The 19,576-nt window shown below is 73.1% G+C and carries 19 protein-coding genes; 10 read left to right on the top strand and 9 right to left on the bottom strand.

Annotated features, from left to right (window positions below; translation table 11 throughout):
- Positions 1-62 precede the first annotated feature (62 nt).
- The 3 genes from ACIQE0_RS02610 to ACIQE0_RS02600 all read left to right on the top strand — a co-directional run bounded on the left by ACIQE0_RS02610 (position 63) and on the right by ACIQE0_RS02600 (position 1,985).
- Positions 63-1,088 (top strand): alpha/beta hydrolase, encoded by a 1,026-nt coding sequence (locus ACIQE0_RS02610; RefSeq protein ID WP_402328515.1) that lies wholly within the window; start codon positions 63-65, stop codon positions 1,086-1,088.
- Between the two features lie 64 nt (positions 1,089-1,152).
- Positions 1,153-1,347 carry an antitoxin gene (locus tag ACIQE0_RS02605; RefSeq protein WP_366332885.1) on the top strand — a complete coding sequence of 65 codons (195 nt, stop codon included), beginning with the start codon at positions 1,153-1,155 and terminating at the stop codon, positions 1,345-1,347.
- Between the two features lie 62 nt (positions 1,348-1,409).
- Positions 1,410-1,985, top strand: coding sequence for a GNAT family N-acetyltransferase (locus tag ACIQE0_RS02600; RefSeq protein WP_402328513.1), 576 nt, complete (start codon positions 1,410-1,412; stop codon positions 1,983-1,985).
- A 78-nt stretch (positions 1,986-2,063) separates the two neighbouring features.
- On the opposite strand, the gene ACIQE0_RS02595 is transcribed toward ACIQE0_RS02600, so the two are convergent.
- From ACIQE0_RS02595 to ligD, 3 genes are all read right to left on the bottom strand, one after another.
- Entirely contained in the window at positions 2,064-2,270 is a 207-nt protein-coding gene (locus ACIQE0_RS02595; RefSeq protein WP_366332889.1) for a cold-shock protein, read from the bottom strand.
- A 284-nt stretch (positions 2,271-2,554) separates the two neighbouring features.
- Positions 2,555-3,793, bottom strand: a complete 1,239-nt coding sequence (locus ACIQE0_RS02590) for a D-alanyl-D-alanine carboxypeptidase family protein (RefSeq protein WP_402328511.1) — start codon at positions 3,791-3,793, stop codon at positions 2,555-2,557.
- A 483-nt stretch (positions 3,794-4,276) separates the two neighbouring features.
- Positions 4,277-5,188 carry a non-homologous end-joining DNA ligase gene (gene ligD / locus ACIQE0_RS02585; protein ID WP_402328509.1) on the bottom strand — a complete coding sequence of 304 codons (912 nt, stop codon included), beginning with the start codon at positions 5,186-5,188 and terminating at the stop codon, positions 4,277-4,279.
- Between the two features lie 31 nt (positions 5,189-5,219).
- Here ligD and ACIQE0_RS02580 point away from each other — a divergent pair, with 31 nt between their 5' ends.
- On the top strand, positions 5,220-6,227 hold the full coding sequence (locus tag ACIQE0_RS02580; RefSeq protein WP_402328508.1) for a Ku protein: 1,008 nt from the start codon (positions 5,220-5,222) through the stop codon (positions 6,225-6,227).
- Positions 6,228-6,319: 92 nt separating this feature from the next.
- Complete coding sequence (locus ACIQE0_RS02575) at positions 6,320-6,733, top strand: RNA-binding S4 domain-containing protein (RefSeq protein ID WP_402328506.1); 414 nt, start codon at positions 6,320-6,322, stop codon at positions 6,731-6,733.
- A gap of 4 nt (positions 6,734-6,737) precedes the next feature.
- Here the strand turns inward: ACIQE0_RS02575 and ACIQE0_RS02570 are convergent, their stop codons facing one another.
- Positions 6,738-7,199, bottom strand: coding sequence for a YchJ family protein (locus tag ACIQE0_RS02570; protein ID WP_402328504.1), 462 nt, complete (start codon positions 7,197-7,199; stop codon positions 6,738-6,740).
- A gap of 194 nt (positions 7,200-7,393) precedes the next feature.
- Here ACIQE0_RS02570 and ACIQE0_RS02565 point away from each other — a divergent pair, with 194 nt between their 5' ends.
- On the top strand, positions 7,394-7,588 hold the full coding sequence (locus ACIQE0_RS02565) for a hypothetical protein (RefSeq protein WP_016576341.1): 195 nt from the start codon (positions 7,394-7,396) through the stop codon (positions 7,586-7,588).
- Positions 7,589-7,840: 252 nt separating this feature from the next.
- The gene (locus ACIQE0_RS02560; protein ID WP_402328503.1) at positions 7,841-9,475 is read left to right on the top strand and encodes a hypothetical protein; all 1,635 of its coding nucleotides are present in this window, start codon (positions 7,841-7,843) and stop codon (positions 9,473-9,475) included.
- Between the two features lie 85 nt (positions 9,476-9,560).
- On the opposite strand, the gene ACIQE0_RS02555 is transcribed toward ACIQE0_RS02560, so the two are convergent.
- On the bottom strand, positions 9,561-11,066 hold the full coding sequence (locus tag ACIQE0_RS02555; protein WP_366332903.1) for a PLP-dependent aminotransferase family protein: 1,506 nt from the start codon (positions 11,064-11,066) through the stop codon (positions 9,561-9,563).
- A 194-nt stretch (positions 11,067-11,260) separates the two neighbouring features.
- On the opposite strand from ACIQE0_RS02555, the gene ACIQE0_RS02550 reads away from it, so the two are divergent.
- The 3 genes from ACIQE0_RS02550 (at position 11,261) to ACIQE0_RS02540 (ending at position 13,904) form a co-directional block, all read left to right on the top strand.
- Positions 11,261-11,851, top strand: coding sequence for a YitT family protein (locus ACIQE0_RS02550; protein ID WP_402328644.1), 591 nt, complete (start codon positions 11,261-11,263; stop codon positions 11,849-11,851).
- On the top strand, positions 11,852-12,652 hold the full coding sequence (locus ACIQE0_RS02545; RefSeq protein WP_402328500.1) for a glycerophosphodiester phosphodiesterase: 801 nt from the start codon (positions 11,852-11,854) through the stop codon (positions 12,650-12,652).
- An 874-nt stretch (positions 12,653-13,526) separates the two neighbouring features.
- Positions 13,527-13,904, top strand: a complete 378-nt coding sequence (locus ACIQE0_RS02540) for an RNA polymerase-binding protein RbpA (protein WP_026170122.1) — start codon at positions 13,527-13,529, stop codon at positions 13,902-13,904.
- A gap of 167 nt (positions 13,905-14,071) precedes the next feature.
- Here ACIQE0_RS02540 and fxsA read toward each other — a convergent pair whose 3' ends face one another.
- From fxsA to ACIQE0_RS02520, 4 genes are all read right to left on the bottom strand, one after another.
- A complete protein-coding gene (gene fxsA, locus ACIQE0_RS02535) occupies positions 14,072-14,638 on the bottom strand; it encodes an FxsA family membrane protein (protein WP_402328498.1) in 567 nt (188 codons plus the stop codon).
- A gap of 34 nt (positions 14,639-14,672) precedes the next feature.
- Entirely contained in the window at positions 14,673-15,428 is a 756-nt protein-coding gene (locus tag ACIQE0_RS02530; protein WP_366332909.1) for a polyprenol monophosphomannose synthase, read from the bottom strand.
- Complete coding sequence (lnt, locus tag ACIQE0_RS02525; RefSeq protein ID WP_402328497.1) at positions 15,428-17,134, bottom strand: apolipoprotein N-acyltransferase; 1,707 nt, start codon at positions 17,132-17,134, stop codon at positions 15,428-15,430. Before lnt ends, ACIQE0_RS02530 begins: the two co-directional genes overlap by 1 nt.
- 636 nt (positions 17,135-17,770) lie before the next feature.
- Positions 17,771-19,408, bottom strand: coding sequence for an amidohydrolase (locus ACIQE0_RS02520; RefSeq protein ID WP_402328495.1), 1,638 nt, complete (start codon positions 19,406-19,408; stop codon positions 17,771-17,773).
- Between the last annotated feature and the right edge of the window lie 168 nt (positions 19,409-19,576).

The raw sequence follows: 19,576 nt of genomic DNA, 5'->3' as shown, positions 1-19,576 counted from the left end.
TGGTCACTTGCACTTGATCATCGCGGTCACTCGCATGTGATCGACCACTAGCGGAGCCACCGTTGAAACACCCCCTCGCCCGCGCGCTCACGGCCGTCGTCATCGCCTCCTGCGCCCTTCTGACCGGCTGCTCGGAGAACGGCAACCCGGTCGACTTCAACGCGGGCGCCCCGGGCGCCGCGACCGCCCCCGGCGTCCCGGTCGACCGGGACACCCGCATGCCCGCCGGCCCCAAGAGCGAGTTCCGAATAACCCGCACCCTGGACGACGGCACGCACATAGCCCGGACGACGCTGAACGGCGCCAAATCCGGGGTCACCGGCAGCGTCTGGGTGTGGGCCCCCAAGGAATACCAGGACCCGAAATACGCCAAGAGCGGCTTTCCGGTGCTGATAGCCCTGCCGGGCGGCCTGGGCAGCCCGCAGGACAAGAGCGGCGTCACCAATTACTGGGTCGGCGGCGACATCAAGTTGCAGGAGAACCTCGCCCGATGGACCGCGGAGGGCAAGAGCCTGCCGTTCCTCGTGGTGATGCCGATGCTCAATCCGGACACCCGTTACCACGACGGCAGTGACATTCCCGGCCAGGCGAAGATGGGGACCTGGCTGACCGATGACGTCGTCGATCTGGTCAAGGCCAATTTCCGCACCTTCGCCTCCCGGGACGGCTGGGCCTTCATGGGGTCGTCCTCGGGCGGCTTCGCGAGCCTGAAGTCCGTGCTGAAGTACCCGGAGAAGTTCAAGGCGGCGATAGCCAGCGGTCCGGACATCGTGCCGGATTCCCCGATGTGGGCCGGCCACCCGAAGGAGAAGGACGCCAACAACCCCGAGCGGCTCGCGGCGCAGCTGCTGAAGAAGGGCGGGCCGGACGTCTATCTCGCGTTCCAGGCCGGCAGCCGGGAATCCGCCTCGGTCATCAATTCCGTCCGCCGCTTCCAGAACACGTACGGCAAGGGCCCGGTCCACACGTCGTTCCAGATCATTCCCGGCGGCCGGCACAACGCCTGGGATTACCAGAAGGGCATGGCGGCCGGCTCCATCAAATTCATCAGCGACCAGCTGAAGGCGCCGGTGCCCAACTCCTCCTGATGCAGATAGCCCGTTCGGGGGCGATGCTGGTGTGGAGGGGGGTCCCTGTTGAGGAGGACGTTCCATGTCCGTGCTGGACAAGCTCAAGCAGATGCTCAAGGGCCATGAGGAGCAGACGGGCAAGGGTGTCGACAAGGCCGGCGACATGGTCGACGACAAGACCCAGGGCAAGTACTCCGGCCAGGTCGACACCGCCCAGGACAAGCTCAAGGAGCAGCTCGGCGGAACGGACCGGGACACGGACCAGCCGCCGCAGTGACGCCCCCGTGACGCGCAGCCCGGGCCCGGGACAAGCACGCGTCCCGGCCTTAGGCTGAACGGATGATCGCCACGCCCGTCCGGCTGGCCCCGGACGTCCTGCTGCGCCCGGCCGAGCTGACGGACGCCACCGGCTTCTCCCGCGCCTACCGGCGCAGTCTCGAACACCTCCGCCGCACCGAACCGCCCCGCGAGGCGGCGTACTACACCCCGGCCGGCCAGGAGCAGCGGCTCCGCGCACAACTGGCCGAGCAGGAGGCCGGCCGGCTGAGACTGTGGGTCCTGATCCACGAGGCGGACGAGGGGTCCGGGGAGCCGGACGTGGCGGGCGCGATCACCCTGTCGCAGATCACCTACGGCCCGCTGCGCAGCGCGAGCGTCGGCTACTGGATCGACGTCGGCCACCTGCGCCGCGGGCTGGCCTCCGCCGCACTGCGCGCGGTCTGCACGGCGGCAGACCAGGAGCTGGGCCTGCACCGGCTGTCGGCCGGCACCCTGCTGGAGAACACCGCCTCGCAGCGGGTGCTCACCGGCTGCGGCTTCACCCCCTACGGCACGGCCGAGAAGTACCTCTACATCAACGGCGCCTGGCGGGACCACCGGCTCTTCCAGAAGATCCTCAACGACCGCCACCCGTAGGCACCGCACACGGCGGCGCCCGCCCCCTGCACGGGGACGGGCGCCGTCCGGTTCGACTGGGCCGGGATCACGGGGCGGTCAGGGCAGCACCCGGATCTTCTCCGCCTGCGGGCCCTTGTGGCCCTGGGTGACCTCGAAGGTCACCTTCTGGCCCTCCAGCAGCTCGCGGTAGCCGGTGGCGTCGATGTTGGAGTAGTGCGCGAAGACGTCGGCACCGCCGTCGTCCTGCGCGATGAAGCCGAAGCCCTTTTCCGAGTTGAACCATTTGACCGTGCCCGAAGCCATGTTGCGTCTCCTTCGCTCTATGGGCTCGAATCGGCTCCCGCACCCCGCGGAACCCGGAGGTGATCGCCCTGGTCCGGAGACGTACCGGACAGCAAGAACGCCCGTGAATGCTCCACGGGCGCCCGGCACTTCGGAACCACGACAGCTGATCAGGACGCTACACCGACCGAGCCCGCCAGTCATCACAAACCATGGCAAACGCGTCGCGCTTCACCGGGCAAGGCCACACCGCGTCGTCCGTATCCCCGACCGATCAGACAGGTGTGCGAGATATGCGGGGTCCGTCAGGACTCCCGCCCCTCGCCCTCCGGTCCCCCGCCCTCCGGGCCCACCGGCTGCCGCCGACGCCACCACAGTGCCGTACCCATCCCGGCCAGCGCCACCACTCCGGCGGCGGAGAACGACCACAGGAGGACGTCGCCCCGGTCGCCGGCCGGTCGGGCCGCCGACGCCTGGTGCACCGCGGTGAGAGGTGCCGGATGCGCGGCCCGCTCCGTACCGGGGGCACGCCGCTCGGGGGCAGGGGCCGGCAGCACACCGACCCCGACGGCCCGGGGCGCGGCCTCGAAGCCCCAGTCCAGCAGGGCGCGCGCCTCCTCGTAGACCGCGTTCCCGGTGCCGGAGCGCGGGTTCATGACGGTGACCAGCAGCGTCCGGCCGCCCCGCCGGGCCGCGGCCACCAGAGTGTTGCCGGCGTGGCTGGTGTAGCCGTTCTTCACCCCGATGAGGCCGTCGTAGGGGGCCACCCCGTGCGAACCGACCAGCAGCCGGTTGGTGTTCTGGATGCCGTACGCGTCCGCGCCGCCGTCCTCCGGGAGCCAGGCCCGCTTCGTGGCCGCGAGGTTGGCGAAGTCCCGGTTGGTCAGCCCGGCCTGGCCGAAGAGGGAGAGGTCGTATGCGGAGGAGAACTGGCCGGGCGTGTCGAAGCCGTCGGCCGACTCGACGGTGGTGTCGCGGGCGCCCAGCCGGTCCGCGGTTGCCTGCATGTCGTCGATGGTCTTCCCCCAGCCGCCGTTCATGGCGGCGAGGGCGTGCACCGCGTCGCTGCCGGAGCTGAGGAAGACGCCGTGCCACAGGTCCGCGACGCGGTAGGGCATGTCCTCCTTGATCCCGGCGAGTGAGCTGCCGGCCGCGATGCCCGCCAGGTCGGCGCTGGAGACGGTGCGCACCTCCCCCTGGGCGAACTTCGGCAGCACCGTCAGCGCGAAGAGCGTCTTGAGGGTGCTGGCCGGCGGCAGCGGCCGGTGGGCGTCCCTGGCCGCGAGGACCCGGTGGCTGCCCAGGTCCGTCACCATCCAGGACAGGGCCGAGATCCGGGGCGGCTCGGACAGTCCGGGCCTGGGCAGGAACTGCACTCCGTGCCCGTCCAGCAGGTTCTCGTTCGGGGCCGATCGTGCGCCGCGCAGGTCGTCGATGCCGTTCGGGCCATCGGCGACCGCCGGGCCGCACACGGCCAGCAGGCTCGCGGCACAGGCGGCCGCTGCGGTCAGGGCTCTGACGGGGGGCCAACTCGCTGTCGACATGTGGCCACGCTAAGAACGCGGCGAGCCGCGCGCCGGTTGGCCTACTCCATACGGTTCTCGGCTCCCGCGGGGCGGAGGGAGCCGGGCCGCCCACGGGCCCGACCGCCGCTCCGTCAGCACCGGACCGCGCACGCCTCCCCGCACCACCCGGCATCGTCGGACGCGCGCCGGCGTCCGGCTCCCTCCGGGCGCCGCGGACGAAGCCGGGCAGCGGGATGGGACCTCACGGGAGGGCCGATCCAGGACGGTCCACAACGGCGCCGCGTTTCAGAGAAGTTGGCGGCATGCCCCACCTGGCAGGGAGCCCGGATTGCCGACGGAGGAGCACGCGGCGACGCCCAACCACCGGGCGGCACCGACCTGTTGGGCGTGCGCGCCCCTCACCCGATACGTCGTCGCCCGGACCGGCCCGCTGCCCGCAGGAGCGCGAATCCGGCGGGCAAGCGGGGGCGTTCGGCGCCGGCCCGGTGACCGCGGCCTCCCCTACGCGGACCGCCGGCGCCGTTCCCCGTGCGGTAGCGGGCGGGCCCGGTCCGGGTCGAGCAGCGGCGTATGCAGATCGCCGTAGCGCTCGCGGCGTGCCGCGATCTCGCCGAAGAGGAAGGTGAGTTGGTCCGGTGCGGTGCAGTCGGCCACCTCGTCCCAGGTGACCGGGGTGGAGACGGTCGGGAGGGGGCGGGCGCGCAGGGTGTAGGCGACCGCGGTGGTCTTGGCGGCGGCGTTCTGCGAGAAGTCGATGAAGACCCGGCCCGGCCGCAGCGCCCGGTCCATCTTGTGCGTGACCAGTTCCCCGAGGGCCGCACCGGCCTCGACGGCCAGTGTCCGGGCGTAGGCGGTGGTGCGGTCGGCGGGGGTGGGCTCGACCGGCACCAGGAGGTGCATTCCCTTGGAGCCGCTGGTCTTGGCGTAGGCGTCGAGGCCGTCGGCGGCCAGCCGGTCGCGCAGCCACCGGGCGGCCGTGCAGCACTCGACGACGGTGGCGGGCTCCCCCGGGTCCAGGTCGAAGACGAGCCGGTCGGCCGTGCCCGGGGCGTCGCAGGTCCATTGCGGGGCGTGCAGTTCGACGACGAGGTTGGCCGCCCAGACCAGCGAGGGGAGATCCTGGAGCACCACCTGGCGGGCCGGTCCCGACCTCGAATGGGGGACCTCGCAGCTCTTCACCCAAGAGGGCGCGCCGGGCGGCACGTTCTTGGTGAAGAAGCGCTGGCCGCCGGGCCCGTCGGGGTAGCGGAGGAAGGACACCGGCCGGTCGTGGAGGTGCGGGAGCAGTGCGTCCGCGGTGGTGGTGCAGTAGTGCAGCACCTCACCCTTGGTCGTGCCGGTCTCGGGATAGAGGACCTTGTCCAGGTTGGTCAGCGAGAGGCGCCGCCCCTCCACGACCGTGATCGGCGACATACCATCGAGAATCCCACATGAGGGACGAACCATGCGATCTATCTGGAATGGATCCATATCGTTTGGCCTGGTCACCATCCCGGTGAAGACCTACAGCGCCACCGACCGCACCTCCTCGGTCTCCTTCGTCCGCATCCACGAGAAGGACGGCGCACCGATCCGGTACCGCAAGGTCTGCGAACTGGACGGGGAGGAGGTGCCGAACGAGGAGGTGGGCAAGGGCTATCAGCCGCCCGGCGACGACACCGTCGTCCCGATCACCGACGAGGACCTCTCCCGGCTGCCGATGCCGACCGCCAAGACGCTGTCGATCCTCTCCTTCGTGGACCCCGCCGAGATCGACCCGCTCCAACTGGACAAGGCGTACTACCTCGGACCCAACGGGGCCTCCGCCGTCAAGCCGTACGCCCTGCTGCGGGAGGCGCTGGAGCACCACCGGAAGGTCGCGATCGGCAAGGTGGCGCTGCGCGGGCGGGAGACCCTGGCGATGCTGCGGGCGCACGACGGGGCGCTGGTGATGCACGTGCTGCTGTGGCCCGACCAGATCCGCTCCCCGGAGGGGATCGCGCCGGAGGACGTCAAGGTCCGCGAGAACGAGATGCAGCTGGCCGAGACCCTGATGGACTCGCTGGGCGCGCTCGACCCGGCCGACCTCCACGACGACTACCGCGCGGCGGTGGAGGAACTCGTCGCCGCCAAGCTGGCGGGCGGCGCCCCGGCCGCCCCCGGCACCGCCGCCCCCGGCGCCCGGGTCATCGATCTGACGGCGGCCCTGAAGAAGAGCCTGCGGGCCGCCCGCGGCGAAGCCGAGGAAGGCGCGGCGGCCGCCTCGGTCACCCCGATCCGGGGCCGCGGCACGGCCCGGGAGAAGGCCGCGGCGAAGCAGGCGCCCAAGAAGGAGGAGGCAACGGGGCGCACGGCCTCGGGCGGCGGGGCCGGGAAGACCGGCAAGGCGAGCGGTGGTTCGGCCACCGCCAAGAAGTCCGCGGCCAAGAAGTCGTCGCCGGCGAAGCGGCCGACGAAGCCGACCGCTTCGTGATCCCGCGTCCCGCCTGACACAGGGGAGGGCGACGACAGGGCCCGCTGCCGCGGCGGAGCGAACGTCGCCTGCTGCGGCACTAGAGTCACAGCATGGCTTCAGATGAGGTGACCTCCGCCCGGGTCGACAGCTGGATCTGGTCGGTGCGGCTCACCAAGACGCGCTCGACGGCCGCGGCGGCCTGCCGGGCCGGGCACGTGCGCGTCAACGGTGAGCGGGTCAAGCCCGCCCATGCGCTGCGGCCCGGCGACGAGGTGCGGCTGCGGCAGGCGGGCCGGGAGCGCATCGTGGTGGTGACCCGGCTGGTGCGCAAGCGGGTCGGCGCGCCGGTCGCCGTCGAGTGCTACGTCGACAACAGCCCGCCGGCGCCGCCGCGCGAGGCGGTCCCGGTCATCGCCGTACGGGACCGCGGTGCGGGCCGGCCCACCAAGCGCGACCGCCGGGAGCTGGACCAGCTGCGCGGCCGGCTCGGCATGGGGCCGGACTCGGACCCCGAACACCCCTGAGCGGTCAGGCCTCGGGCAGCGCGTCCACGTAGACCCACTGGCCGTCCTCACGAGTGAAGCGGCTGTTCTCGTACTGGCTGCCGGTGCGGCCGCGGACCTCGTAGTGCGCGCGGAAGGCGACCGTGCCCTCCTGGTGGAAGGCGCTGCCACCGGTGGTGGCGAGGATCGTGAGGCCGGTCCAGCGCTGCGCGGGGTCGAGTTCGAGGACCGCGGGGCGGGTCGCCGGGTGCCAGCTGCGCAGCAGGTAGGCGGTGTCGCCGACGGCGAAGGCGCTGTAGCGGGAGCGCATCAGCCGCTCGGCCGTCGGGGCGGCGGCCCGGCCCTGGTGGAAGGGGGCGCAGCACTCCCCGTAGGACGCCTCGCGGCCGCACGGGCAGGGCGAGTCCTCGGTGACGGGGGCCGGTGCGGGCGGCTTGCGCCGGGCGCGCTGCTGGACGGTTCTCGACGGCTTCCTGGGCTTTGACACGCCACGATTGTGCCGGGTCGGGACGGAGGGGGCGGCACTGGGCCGGGGCACGGTCAGAGCGGCCGCCCACAGGACATGACCTATTTGGGGGATTTTCACGATAAATAAGCCATTTGCAGCTTTTCTTGGCTTGATACTGGTAGTGAGGCTGGAAGGACTCACGGTGACCGTCCCCACACCCAGGAGAGAACCTCATGATTCTGTCCATTTCCGGCGTCGTTCTGCTCGGTGTCATCGTCTTCCTCTTCTTCCGCAAGGACGGCCTCAAGTTGTCCCACGCGCTGATCTGCGCACTCTTCGGCTTCTACCTCGCGGGCTCGGCCATCGCGCCCAGCATCAAGGCCGGTGGCGCGAGCCTGGCCAGCCTCCTGGGCGGGATCAAGCTCTAGGGCCTGTCCGATGGGTCCGCGTGGGCCCGCGGCGCTCCCCCAGCTGACGCCGGGAGGTGCCCCCCGGCACCGCGGACCGCTCCGCACCGACCCACCGGCCAGGCCCCGGGCTCTGCCCCGCAGCGCTGCCACCGCGCGTAACCGCCCGCCCGGGCCGGTCCGCCCTCGTCCCGGCGGCGGTGCGCGAGATCCGCCCGGCTCGCCGCCCCCACCGAGCCGGCCCGCCGCCCCACGAGCACCAGGAGAGAAGCCGTGACCCGGCGCCCCCTGCCCCGCATCCTCACCGGCAACGCACTGACCAGCAGCGCCCCGATCGCCCGCGGCCGCGAACTGGCGCGGACCGCGGCCGACGGCGCGACCGATGTGCTCCACCCGCTGATCACCATCAGCCGGGGCCTGCGCCGCCTGCTGGCCGTCGGACGGGGCCGGTGGAGCGCGACCCCCAGGGAGCAGCGGGGCCCGCTGTGCTTCTTCCTCGCCGCCGGGGTGCTGATCGTGGCGCTGGTGCCGTACGGGCCGCTGCTCGCGCTGATCTCGGTGATGGGGGTGGCGGCCTGGGTGGGCCGGGACCGGACGCCGGCCGCGGACAGCGGCCCCGGCGAGGCGGAGAGCGAGCGCCTCCAGGCGCTGTACGAGGCGCTGCTGCCGCACTTCTGCGCCCCCGGCGACCCCCACCCGCTCTACGCCCATGACGGGGACTGGCAGCGGGCGTTCACCGCGTACGCCTTCGACGACGGCGGACGGCCGACGCGGCTGCACCTGAAGTACCCGGCGTACTTCCCCGACGCCGAGGCCCGGTCCCGGGTCCGCGTCGAGCAACTGCTGCACGCCAAGTCCGGCCGCGGCCGGGAGTACCGCTTCGACTGGGACGAGGAGGCCAACGAGTTGGCCATGACGGCGCTCGGGCCGCTGCCCACGGACATCGTGGCGCAGCGCTTCGTGACCTCGCCGGGCGAGGCGGTGCTCGGGTTCACCGATCCCGACTCCGTGCAGCGGACGCTGCCGGTGGTGTGCGGGGGCCAGGCACGGGACGTGCCGCCGGTGGTGTGGCGCACCGGCCGGCGGTCCACCGAGCCGCACCTGCTGGCGCTGGGGCAGCCGGGTGCCGGCGGGACGACGCTGCTCCGCTCGCTCGCCCTCCAGGCCCTGCGGCACGGCGATGTGCTGGTGATCGACGGCGGCGGCACCGGTGAGTTCGGGTGCCTGGCCGGGCGGCGCGGGGTGCTGGCCGTGGAGAGCGGGCTGGCCGGGGCGCTGGTGAGGCTGGAGTGGGCGGCCCGCGAGACCGAGCGGCGGCTGGCCGCCGCCAACCGGGCGCAGCAGGCCGGGCAGCCGGCGCCGGCGGACGCCCGCCGCCCGTTGTGGATCATGGTGGACCGGCTGACGGCGCTGTCCCACCTGGCGGCGGTGGAGGGGCGGGAAGATCCGCAGCGGCTGCTTCAGGTCCCGTTGCGGCACGGCCGGGCGGCGCAGGTGACGGTGGTGGTGGCCGACCAGTTCGAGACCGCGGAGCTGCTGAGCGATCCGGTGCGGGCGCACACCAAGGCGCGGATCGTGCTCGGGCCGGCGAGCCCCGAGGAGGTGCGGGGCGTACTCGGCGCGCCGCCGCACACCACACCGCTGCCCCAGGTGCCGCCGGGCCGCGGCTTTGCCCGACTGGGCACCGGTCCGGTGCTGCGGCTCCAGGTCCCCGCCACCCCGGACCCGTACGACGACGCCACCGGCGAGGCGCACCGCCGGGCCGTCACGGCGCTCCTGCCGGAACGCACCGCCCCGGCGGACGCCGCGGAGCGGACCGCCACGGCACCCCACCCCGTCTCCTTCGCCAAGCCCGGCACGGAGACACATTTCGACGGACGGAACTCCGTTGACACGCCCGCCACTTGACCAGGCGTCACCTCGTCGGGGCGCGGCCGTCCTGACGCTCGCAGCACACCGGGCGGCCGGCCGGAACAGCCGACCGGCACACGCCTCAGGCCACGAACGCCTGGATCGGCTCCGCCTCCACCGGCGCACCCGTGGCCACCAGCTCCGCCGCCCGCGCCAGCCGCGCCATCGCCTCGTCGGCGACCGCGCCACTGACTGTGAACGGCAGCCGCACGAAGCCCTCGAAGGCACCGTCGACGCCGAACCGCGGCCCGGACGGCACCCGCACCCCCAGCCGCTCCCCCGCCTCCGCGATCCGGGAGCCGGAGAGGCCGCCGGTGCGGGCCCAGAGCGTGAGGCCGCCGCGCGGAACGCTGTACTCCCAGTCGGGAAGGTGCCGGTGGAGCGCGTCGACGATGGCGTCGCGGTTCTCCCGGGCCTGCTCGCGGCGGATCTCGACGGCCTCCTCCCAGCCGCCGCCCTCCAACAGGGCGGCGATGGCGAGCTGTTCGAGGACCGGTGAGCCGAGGTCGGAGTAGGCGCGGGCGGCGACCAGGCTGCGGATGATGTCGGGCGCGGCCCGCACCCAGCCGATCCGCATACCGGCCCAGAACGCCTTGCTGGCCGAGCCGACGGTGATCACGGAGCTGCCGGCCGGGTCGAACGCGCAGACCGGGCGGGGCAGTTCGGTGTCCGGATCGAGCACGATCTCGGTCATGGTCTCGTCGACGACGAGCAGGGTGCCCGCCGAGCGCGCGGCGTCCACCAGGCGGCGGCGCTGCTCCTCGGTGGCGAGGGAGCCGGTGGGGTTGTGGAAGTCGGCGACGACATAGGCCATCCGCGGTGCGGCGTCGCGCATCACCTGGCGCCAGACCGGGATGTCCCAGCCGGTCAGCCGCTCGCCGAGGGCGACCGGGACGAGCCGGGCGCCGGCGTCCCGCATCAGCTGGAGGATGTTGGCGTACGAGGGCGAGTCGACGGCCACCCGCTCGCCGGGGCCGGTACACAGGCGGCAGATCGCCGCGACGGCGCCCATCGCGCCGGTGGTGACCATGATCTGCTCGGGCATGGTCGGTATGCCGCGGGCGGTGTACCGATCGGCGAGGGCCTGCCGCAGGACGGGCAGACCGGCCGGGTAGTCGCCGTGGGTGTGGGAGTAGAGCGGCAGGTCGGCCATGGCGCCCTGGACGGCGCGGGTGAGCCACGGCTCGGGGGCCGGCAGGGCGGCGCAGCCGAGGTCGATCATCGAGCCGGCGGCCTCCGGCGGGAGCGGCTCCAGGCCCCGGGTGGGCAGCGGGTTGCCCGCCGGGACGGCGGTCCAGCTGCCCGAGCCGCGCCGGGACTCCAGGAACCCCTCGGCGCGCAGCGCCTCGTAGGCGGCGGCCACCGTGGTGCGGCTGAAACCGAGGGCCGCGGCCAGCTCGCGCTCGGCGGGGAGCCGGGCGGCGACCGGGACCCGGCCTTCGAGGACGAGCCGGCGGACACCGTCGGCGAGGCTGCGGTAGGCGGGCAACTTCCGCCCGTTGGCGGTGAGTTCAGCGGCCCGCGGGTCCTGCGAACGCAACAGGCGGGCGAGCTGGGGCGCCCCCACCGCGGAGGTCCACTGTGCCATGAAGATCAGTCCACCTTCCGCGAATTGGCTCTACTTCCAGAGCCCGGTCATGCCACATCGTGGCATGCGCCAGTCCAATCCTGCCAGGAGGGGGAAGATTCGTGTCCATAACCCAGAGGTCCACCGTCGGGGGGTCGCACCTACCGCGCCGTCTCGTACAGCTCTACGTGGGGCTGGTGGCGTACGGCGTGAGCATGGGCCTGATGGTCCGGGCCGGGCTGGGCCTGGAGCCGTGGAGCGTGCTCAACCAGGGCCTCGCACGGCATACGGGAGTGTCGATCGGCACCGTCACGATCGTCTCCGGGGCACTGATCCTGCTGCTGTGGATCCCGCTGCGCCAGCGCCCCGGCCTGGGCACGGTCTCGAACGTCGTCATCCTCGGGCTCGTCATGGACGCCACGATCGCGCTCGTACCCGAGGTGCGGCTGCTGGCCATCCGCATCCCGCTGCTGGTGACCGCGGTCGTCCTCAACGGAGCCGCGACCGGCCTGTACATCTCGGCGCGCTTCGGCGCCGGCCCGCGCGACGGGCTGATGACCGGGCTGCACCTGCGCACCGGCCGACCGGTCCGACTGGTGCGGACGTGCATCGAAGTGACCGTCCTCGCCGCGGGCTTCGCACTCGGCGGCTCCCTCGGGGTCGGCACGGTGGTGTACGCCCTGGCGATCGGGCCGCTGGCCCAGTTCTTCCTCCGCCGCTTCGCCATCAAGGGCCTGCCCGAGCCGTCCTCGGTCGTGGTGGCCCGCTCCCCCGAGCCGTCACCGGAGAGCGCGATACTGCCTTAAGTGACCCCTGCGATACACCTGCGCCACCCCTACCTCGACCACCCCGGTCCGCTGCCCTTCGCCCACCGCGGCGGGGCCGCGGACGGTCTGGAGAACACCGCCGCCGCCTTCCGCCGCGCGGTGGGCCTCGGCTACCGCTACCTGGAGACCGACGTCCACGCCACCTGCGACGGCGCCCTGGTCGCCTTCCACGACACCACCCTGGACCGGGTCACCGACACCCGGGGCACCATCGCGGACCTCCCCTGGCGGACCGTCCGCCGGGCCCGGGTCGCCGGCCGCGAGCCACTGCCGCTGTTCGAGGAGCTGCTGGAGGAGTTCCCCTCGGCGCGATGGAACGTCGACCTCAAGGCGGAGGGCGCACTGGAGCCGCTGCTCGCCCTGCTGCGCCGCAGCGGCGCCTGGGACCGGGTGTGCGTCGGCTCGTTCTCCGAGGCCCGGGTGGCACGGGCGCAGCGGCTGGCCGGCGGCCGGCTGGCCAGTTCGCTGGGCACCCGCGGGGTGGCCGGGCTGCGCCTGCGCTCCTACGGACGCGGGGCACTGCCGCTGGACCGGCTGCTGGGCGCGGCGGTGCGGCGCAGCGCGGTCTGCGTCCAGGTCCCCGAGCGGCAGTCCGGCATCCGCGTCGTCGACCCGCTCTTCCTGCGCGCCGCGCACGCCCTGGGCATGCAGGTCCACGTCTGGACGATCAACGACGCCGCCCGGATGCGGGCGCTGCTGGATCTCGGCGTGGACGGCATCATCACCGACGACATCGAGACGCTGCGCACGGTCCTGACCGAAAGGGGCTGCTGGGCCTAGGCCCCGTCGTCGCGCTCCCGCCGCCTCCCGTCCGGCGCCCGGCCTGCCCTTCGGGCAGACGGCGGGAGCGCGACGACAGGCAAGCCTCGACCCCGCACACGCGGCGAACCTCCCGACGCGGCCGCCTCCAGGCAGCAGGCACCAAGAAGACACAAGAAAAAGAGACCCCTTCCTGAAGAGGAAGAGGTCTCTCATGGAGCGCCCGGCAGGCCTTGCACCTGCATTTCCCACCGGTTGGTGGACGTCTTTCCTTGGACCACAGACGCGCGACTTCCACCCGGGGGCCGAAGCTGCACCATGATCATACCGGACCGGCGGACGTGCCCCTACACACTCCACCGCGACGAGAGCCGGCAGCCCTGCCCGGCCCCCAGCAGCGCGGTCGACGTTCCAGACAGTGGAGGTGGCGGCGCCCTCTCCCGTCCGAGCCCGCGCGGCCAGGGAAGCGGAGCATTTCTCCGCGCACGAAATGGGCGGGTGAGCGGCCGGGCGACCAGGCGGGGCTCACGCCCCTGGTGGGGGTCTTCGTCCTCGGTTCGTCTCGCCGGCGAGGGGGTCCGCGCGGCGGGCGACCGCAACGACCGGGGCCCGGAGGCTGACCGGATTTAGCCCTTGAGGGCGCGGGGCGGTAGTGTACGCCTTTGGCTCACCAGGCGGACCGTTACTGCGTGCTCAACCCCATGAGGCGCTGGGTGACATCTGCTGCCAGATGTGACAAACCGGGCGCTGGTGGGTACAACAAGGGGCGGCACGACGGGCGACGCAGGCGACGTATGTCCCGATGACGGGAATCTTCACCGCCGACCGGACGTTGACCGGATGACGACGACAGCGACACCTGTCCTGTGGGCGACAAGCCCGGGAGGCACGATTCATGAGTGAGCGAGCTCTCCGCGGTACGCGCCTCGTGGTGACCAGCTACGAGACCGACCGCGGCATCGACCTGGCCCCGCGCCAGGCGGTGGAGTACGCATGCCAGAACGGACATCGTTTTGAGATGCCGTTCTCGGTTGAGGCCGAGATTCCGCCGGAGTGGGAGTGCAAGGTTTGCGGTGCACCCTCCCTTCTGGTGGATGGGGATGGTCCTGAGGAGAAGAAGGGCAAGCCCGCGCGTACGCACTGGGACATGCTCATGGAGCGGCGGACCCGCGAGGAGCTGGAAGAGGTGCTGGCCGAGCGGCTGGCGGTCCTGCGCTCCGGCACCATGAACATCGCTGTGCATCCGCGCGACAGCAACCGCAAGTCCGCCTGACCGGCGGCCGAGCCGAACGGCTCGCGGCAAGGGCCGGTGTCACCGCAATCTACCGTGACACCGGCCCTTGCCGTGCGCGCTCCGGAACGTAACGGAGGCAACGGCACTGAAGGGGCCGGGCCGGGCGTCGTCGTACGCCCGGCCCGGCCCCTTGGTGCGGGACGGTCTCAGCGGGTGAGCGGCGGGTCCTGACGGGGCGTGGCCGGCGGCTCGTCGGGGTGGATCACCTCGCCCTGGACGACCTTGCCGTCCGGGCGGTGCATCCGGGCCTGCTGATAGGCGTCACCGAGGGTCCCGGGGGTGAAGCCCGGCCGGTTCAGCAGCTTGTCCGCGCGACGCAGGATCAGCCGCCCCGTCGGCGGGAAGAGGCAGACCAGCCCCAGTACGTCCGAGAGCAGGCCGGGCAGTATCAGCAGCAGCCCGCCGATCATCGGGAGGGTGTTGCCGGTGCCCGCGGACCCGGTCTTGCGGGGAGTGTCGGGGGCGCCGCCGGTCTGCAGGGCTTCGGTGAGGTTGCGCCAGGCGCGGCGGCCGGCCTGCTTGATCACCGCGCCGCCGATCAGCACTCCGGCGACCAGCAGCAGGAATACCGTGAGGCCGTTGGTGGCGCCGGCGACCACGGTCAGCAGCCAGATCTCCAGCACCATCCAGGCGGCGATGCCCAGCGGGACGAACCGGCGGGCGCGCGAGCGGGGCGGGCGGGGACTCGGTGATGGCGTGGCTCCGAACGTCATGTCACCAGTGTGCCTGGCCCGGTCCGCCTGGAGGTCAGCGGCCGCGGATCTTGCTCACCTTGGAACCCACGCCCCAGGCGGTGATCCGCCAGAGCGCCTCCACGACGATGTCGCGGTTCATCTTGCTGTCGCCCAGTTCCCGTTCGACGAAGGTGATCGGGACCTCGACGACGTGGTAGCCGGCCTGGACGGCGCGGCGGGCCAGGTCGACCTGGAAGCAGTACCCCTGGGAGGCCACCTCGTTCAGGCCCAGGCCCTCGAGCGTCTCCACGCGGAAGGCGCGGAAGCCGCCGGTGACGTCGCGGATCGGGACGTCCAGCATGACCCGGGAGTAGGTGCTGCCGCCGCGGGAGAGGAACTCGCGGTGCTTGGGCCAGTTCACCACCCGGCCGCCGGGCACCCAGCGCGAGCCGAGCACCAGGTCGGCGCCCTTGAGGGCGGTGAGGAGCCGGGGCAGTTCCTCGGGCTGGTGGGAGCCGTCGGCATCCATCTCGACCAGGACGCCGTGGCCGTGCTCGGTGCCCCAGCGGAAGCCCGCGAGGTAGGCGGCGCCCAGCCCCTCCTTGCCCTCGCGGTGCAGGACGTGGATCTGGTCGTCCGCGGCGGCCAGCTCGTCGGCGAGCTTGCCGGTGCCGTCCGGGCTGTTGTCGTCCGCGATCAGGACGTGCGCCTCGGGGACGGCAGACCGCACCCGCGAGACGATCGGCTTGATGTTCTCCGCCTCGTTGTACGTCGGAATGATCACCAACGTGCTGCCGAGCGGTCCGTACTGCCGCTGACCGTCTGTCACTACTGTCCCTTCTCGTCCTTCGTGCGTCCGCGGCGGCCGGCGATGACGGCGGCCCCGCAGGACAGGACGCCCACGATAGCGAGCACCCACTCGGGAGCCGCACCAACGCGGTCGGCGAACGTCGTTTCGTCGCGCAGAGGGATGCGAGCGGAGACCACACCCTGGGTGAATTCGGGAATCTGGTGCGTAATGGTCCCGTCCGGAGCGACCACCGCGCTGATCCCGCTGGTGGCCGCGGTGACCACCGCCCGGCCGTGCTCGACGGCCCGCAGCTTGGACATCGCCAACTGCTGCTCGGGCTGGCCGGAGCGCCCGTAGGTGGCGTTGTTGGTCTGGACGACCAGCGCACGGGCGCCGGAGACGGCGGTGTCATGGACGATCTGGTCGTAGGCGACCTCGAAGCAGATGACGTCGCCGAGCTTGGCCGGGCCGACCTTCAGCAGACCGGTGTGGTCGCCGGGGTAGAAGTTGCGGGGCACCCGCTTGAACCGCGTGATGATCTTGCTCAGCTGCTCCCGGAAGGGAACGTACTCGCCGAACGGCACCGGGTGCTGCTTGGTGTACGAGGCGCCCGGCCCGGTCTTGGGGTCCCAGACGATGCCCTCGTTGTAGACGTAGCCGGGCTTGGTCGGGTGGTCGACGAGGGCGCCGACCAGGACCGGGACGCCGATCGCCTTCACCGCCGCGTCGATCCGGTCGTACGCCTGCGGGAACTGGTAGGGGTCCAGGTCGGAAGAGTTCTCCGGCCAGATGACCAGGTCCGGCTTGGGCACGCGGTGGTGCCGGACGTCGTCGGCGAGCTTCTCGGTGGCGGTGGCGTGGTTGTCGAGGATCTTCATCGGGCGGCCCAGGAAGTCCATCCCGGGCCGCTGGACGTTGCCCTGCACGACGGCGATCCGGACGGAGTCGTCGGCCTTGGTCGGGACCGGGACCGCCAGGCCGACCAGGGTGACCGCGGCGGCCAGACCGAACGCCTCCAGCGTCCGGACCAGTCCGCGCTGGCCGGCGCCCCGGCGCAGTCCCCACAGACCGGCCGCGGTGGCGGCCAGCAGAGTGCCGGCCAGCGCGACGGCGAAGGTCACCAGCGGGGCGCCGCCGAGCGCGGCGAGCGGGGTGAACGGCGACCCGGTGTTGGCGAAGGCCAGCCGGCCCCAGGGGAAGCCGCCGAACGGCAGGCGGTCCCGCGCCCACTCCTGGGCGACCCACAGGCACGCGGCCCACAGCGGCCAGCCGGGCAGGCGGGAGGTGAGCGCCAGCCCCGCCCCCATCAGCACGACGAACAGCGACTCGGCGAGGGACAGGCCCACCACCGCGTCCCAGCCGACCACATGCAGCCACTTCAGCAGGAGCAGGAAGAACGGCAGCCCGAAGGCGAAGCCGGTCCAGGCGCCCTGGCGGGCCCGGCGGCCGCGGGTCAGCAGCGACAGTGCGGCCACCGCGACCAGGGACAGCGGCCACAGGCCGTACGGCGGGAAGGCCAGGCCGAGGGCGAGGCCGGCGACGGCCGCGAGGGCGGTGCGCGGCGCCTCGCGGCGGGCCAGAGCGGCCAGCCGGCGGGCGCGGCCGGGGCGGTGTTCGGCGTCGGTCGCGCCGGATGGCACCGTGCCGGCGGGCGCGGTGCCGGGCACGGCGGCGGTGGTCTCGGAACCCGATGGCACGGTCGCGGGCCTTCCTGCAGGTCGTCCGGTTGTCAGCTGACCGTACATCGGAAGGCCGGGAGTGCGGGGGCGGGGTGTGGACAGCGCTCGGGGCTGCGGGGAGCGGGCGGGGCCCGGCGCCGGCGTCGGGTGACAGGAGGGCGGGCGGGGCGCAGCGCCGTCATCTGGGGGTGGAGGTCGGGTGACGGGAGGGCGGTCGGCGCGCAGCGCCGTCTTCTGGGGGTGGAGGTCGGGTGACGGGAAGGCCGTCGGCGCGCAGCGCCGTCATCTGGGGGCGGAGGTCGGGTGACGGGAGGGCGGATCGAGGCCCGGCGCCCTTCGGGCCGACCTGGGACCCGCTGGCTGCGGGTCGACCGAGAGCCGTTGTCTACTGAGCGCCGGGCCCCACCCGGGTCGCACCTGCCGACCGACCTGGCCATCGCTCTGGCGCTGGACCTGGCTCCCAGTGGCGGTGTGCCGGATGGCTCGCCGCCCCATGGCCCAGCTGCGTGCGACGGCAGCGCGGAGGTCTCCCGGTCGGACGTCCTGTGGTGGACTCGGCCGAACCTACCGGCCCACCGGCGGCTGCTGTCAACAGTCGCTCCGTCTGCGGCGTTTTCGCGTCGTCCCAGGTCAGTGCCGAGCGTTCCCAGGTGGGGCGGGCAGGTTTCGGCGCGGTGTCCGGCGCCACGGGCGCCGCCGATGTCACTCGTTCGGCCGGTCGAAGACCAGCCGGCCGCCGACGACCGTGCGCAGGCAGCGCGGAAGGTCGTTGCCGGGGGTGAGATCGGGCAGGCCCGGGGTGCCGGAGCGGGGGTCGGTGGACCAGCGCTCGACGCGCTCGTCGGGGGCCTGGACGATCAGCTCGCCGGTCTGCCAGACCGCGTAGTCGGCGGGGGCACCGGGCACCAGGACGCCGGCGTCGTCGCGGCCGATGGCGCGCCAGCCGCCGCGGGTGTGGGCGGTGAACGCGGCGCGGGCGGAGATGCCGTGGGCGGGGGTGCGGTGGAAGACGGCGGCGCGCACGGTGCCCCAGGGGTCGAGCGGGGTGACCGGGCTGTCGGAGCCGAGGGCGAGTGGGACGCCGGCCTTGAGCAGGGCGGCGTAGGGGTTGAGGCCGGCGGCGCGGTCGGCGCCGAGGCGGGTCGCGTACATCCCGTCGGGGCCGCCCCAGGCCGCGTCGAAGGCGGGCTGCACGGAGGCGGTCAGGGCGAGGTCGGCGAAGGCGGCGATGGTGGCGTCGGTGAGCATCTCGGCGTGCTCGACGCGGTGCCGGGCGGCGCGGACGCGGGCCAGGCCGACCCGGTCGGCGGCGGCCCGGACGCCGTCGGTGACGGCGGTCAGCGCGGCGTCGCCGATGGCGTGGAAGCCGGCCTGGATGCCGGCCTCGGTGCAGGCGGCGACGTGGGCGGCGATGGCGTCGGCGTCCAGGTGCGCGGTGCCGGTGTGGCCGGCGTCGGCGTAGGGGGCGTGCAGATGGGCGGTGTGCGAGCCGAGCGAGCCGTCGGCGAAGAGGTCGCCGGCGGCACCGTGGGCGCCGAGGTCGCGGATCCGGTCGGCTTCCTTTGCGGATGCGATCAGTTGGGCCCAGTAGCCGATGACGCGCGGGCCGGTGCCCTCGGCGGCCAGGGCGAGCAGCGCGGTGAAGTCGTCCTCGCTGGAGATCTCCGGGCCGCCGCACTCGTGGACGGTGCCGATGCCGAGCGAGGCGGCCCGGGCCAGTGCGGCGGCCTGCGCCTCGGCCCGCTGGGCGGGGGTGACGGTGGCGTACGCGGCGGCCCGCACGGCGTGGTGGGCGTCGCCGGTCAGCGGCCCGTCGGGGTGGAAACCGGACCGCTCGCGGACGCCGGGGACCAGGTCGAGCAGGGCGGTGGTGACGACGGCGGAGTGCACGTCGATGCGGGTGAGGTACAGCGGGCGGCCGTCGGCGGCGGCGTCCAGTTCGGCGCGGGACGGCGGGCGTCCCTCGGGCCAGGCGCTGGCGTCCCAGCCGTGGCCGAGCAGGACGGTGTCGGCCGGGCGGCCGGCGGCGAACGCGCGGATCCGGTCGAGGGCGTCGGCCAGGGTGGCGGCGCCGGCGAGGTCCAGGCCGGTGAGGGCCAGCCCGCTGGCCGTGGTGTGCACATGTGCGTCTGTGAACGCCGGGGTGACGAGCGCGCCGTCGAGCTGGACGATCTCGTCGACGCCGTCGGCGAAGGAGTCGGCCGCGCCCTCCTCGCCGACCCAGGCGATCCGGTCGCCCTCGACGACCATCGCGGTGGCGAAGGGGTCGGCGGGGCTGTGCACCTCACCGCCCCGCAGGAGGACGGTACGGGGGGCCTGCTCGGAGTTGCGCTCGCTCATACCGCACAGTCTCGCCCCTGCGCGGGGGCGCCGGGCGCCCGGGGTCGATTCCCGGCCTGGGGCACCTCTGGCCGATCTCCACGAAAGATGGGGCGGCGAGCTGGAGCGCAGGGCGCCGGGGTGCCTCCCTCGCGGAGTCACAGAGACACGCCAGCAACGCCGCATGGG

Origin of the sequence: Streptomyces sp. NPDC093097 (assembly GCF_044754325.1) — a bacterium.
In the GTDB taxonomy this organism is placed as follows: domain Bacteria; phylum Actinomycetota; class Actinomycetes; order Streptomycetales; family Streptomycetaceae; genus Streptomyces.
The sequence above is the reverse complement of the archived record's forward strand: the minus strand, read 5'-3'. Positions and strand labels throughout refer to the sequence as shown.

Coding starts and splice junctions, on each gene's coding strand:
- ACIQE0_RS02595 (WP_366332889.1), bottom strand. CDS start 2,270: ATGGCTTCGGGCACGGTCAAATGGTTCAACTCGGAAAAGGGCTTCGGC.
- ACIQE0_RS02590 (WP_402328511.1), bottom strand. CDS start 3,793: ATGTCGACAGCGAGTTGGCCCCCCGTCAGAGCCCTGACCGCAGCGGCC.
- ACIQE0_RS02550 (WP_402328644.1), top strand. CDS start 11,261: ATGGGCCTGATGGTCCGGGCCGGGCTGGGCCTGGAGCCGTGGAGCGTG.
- ACIQE0_RS02600 (WP_402328513.1), top strand. CDS start 1,410: ATGATCGCCACGCCCGTCCGGCTGGCCCCGGACGTCCTGCTGCGCCCG.
- ACIQE0_RS02565 (WP_016576341.1), top strand. CDS start 7,394: ATGATTCTGTCCATTTCCGGCGTCGTTCTGCTCGGTGTCATCGTCTTC.
- ACIQE0_RS02580 (WP_402328508.1), top strand. CDS start 5,220: ATGCGATCTATCTGGAATGGATCCATATCGTTTGGCCTGGTCACCATC.
- ACIQE0_RS02540 (WP_026170122.1), top strand. CDS start 13,527: ATGAGTGAGCGAGCTCTCCGCGGTACGCGCCTCGTGGTGACCAGCTAC.
- ACIQE0_RS02520 (WP_402328495.1), bottom strand. CDS start 19,408: ATGAGCGAGCGCAACTCCGAGCAGGCCCCCCGTACCGTCCTCCTGCGG.
- fxsA (WP_402328498.1), bottom strand. CDS start 14,638: ATGACGTTCGGAGCCACGCCATCACCGAGTCCCCGCCCGCCCCGCTCG.
- ligD (WP_402328509.1), bottom strand. CDS start 5,188: ATGTCGCCGATCACGGTCGTGGAGGGGCGGCGCCTCTCGCTGACCAAC.
- ACIQE0_RS02605 (WP_366332885.1), top strand. CDS start 1,153: ATGTCCGTGCTGGACAAGCTCAAGCAGATGCTCAAGGGCCATGAGGAG.
- ACIQE0_RS02555 (WP_366332903.1), bottom strand. CDS start 11,066: ATGGCACAGTGGACCTCCGCGGTGGGGGCGCCCCAGCTCGCCCGCCTG.
- lnt (WP_402328497.1), bottom strand. CDS start 17,134: ATGTACGGTCAGCTGACAACCGGACGACCTGCAGGAAGGCCCGCGACC.
- ACIQE0_RS02575 (WP_402328506.1), top strand. CDS start 6,320: ATGGCTTCAGATGAGGTGACCTCCGCCCGGGTCGACAGCTGGATCTGG.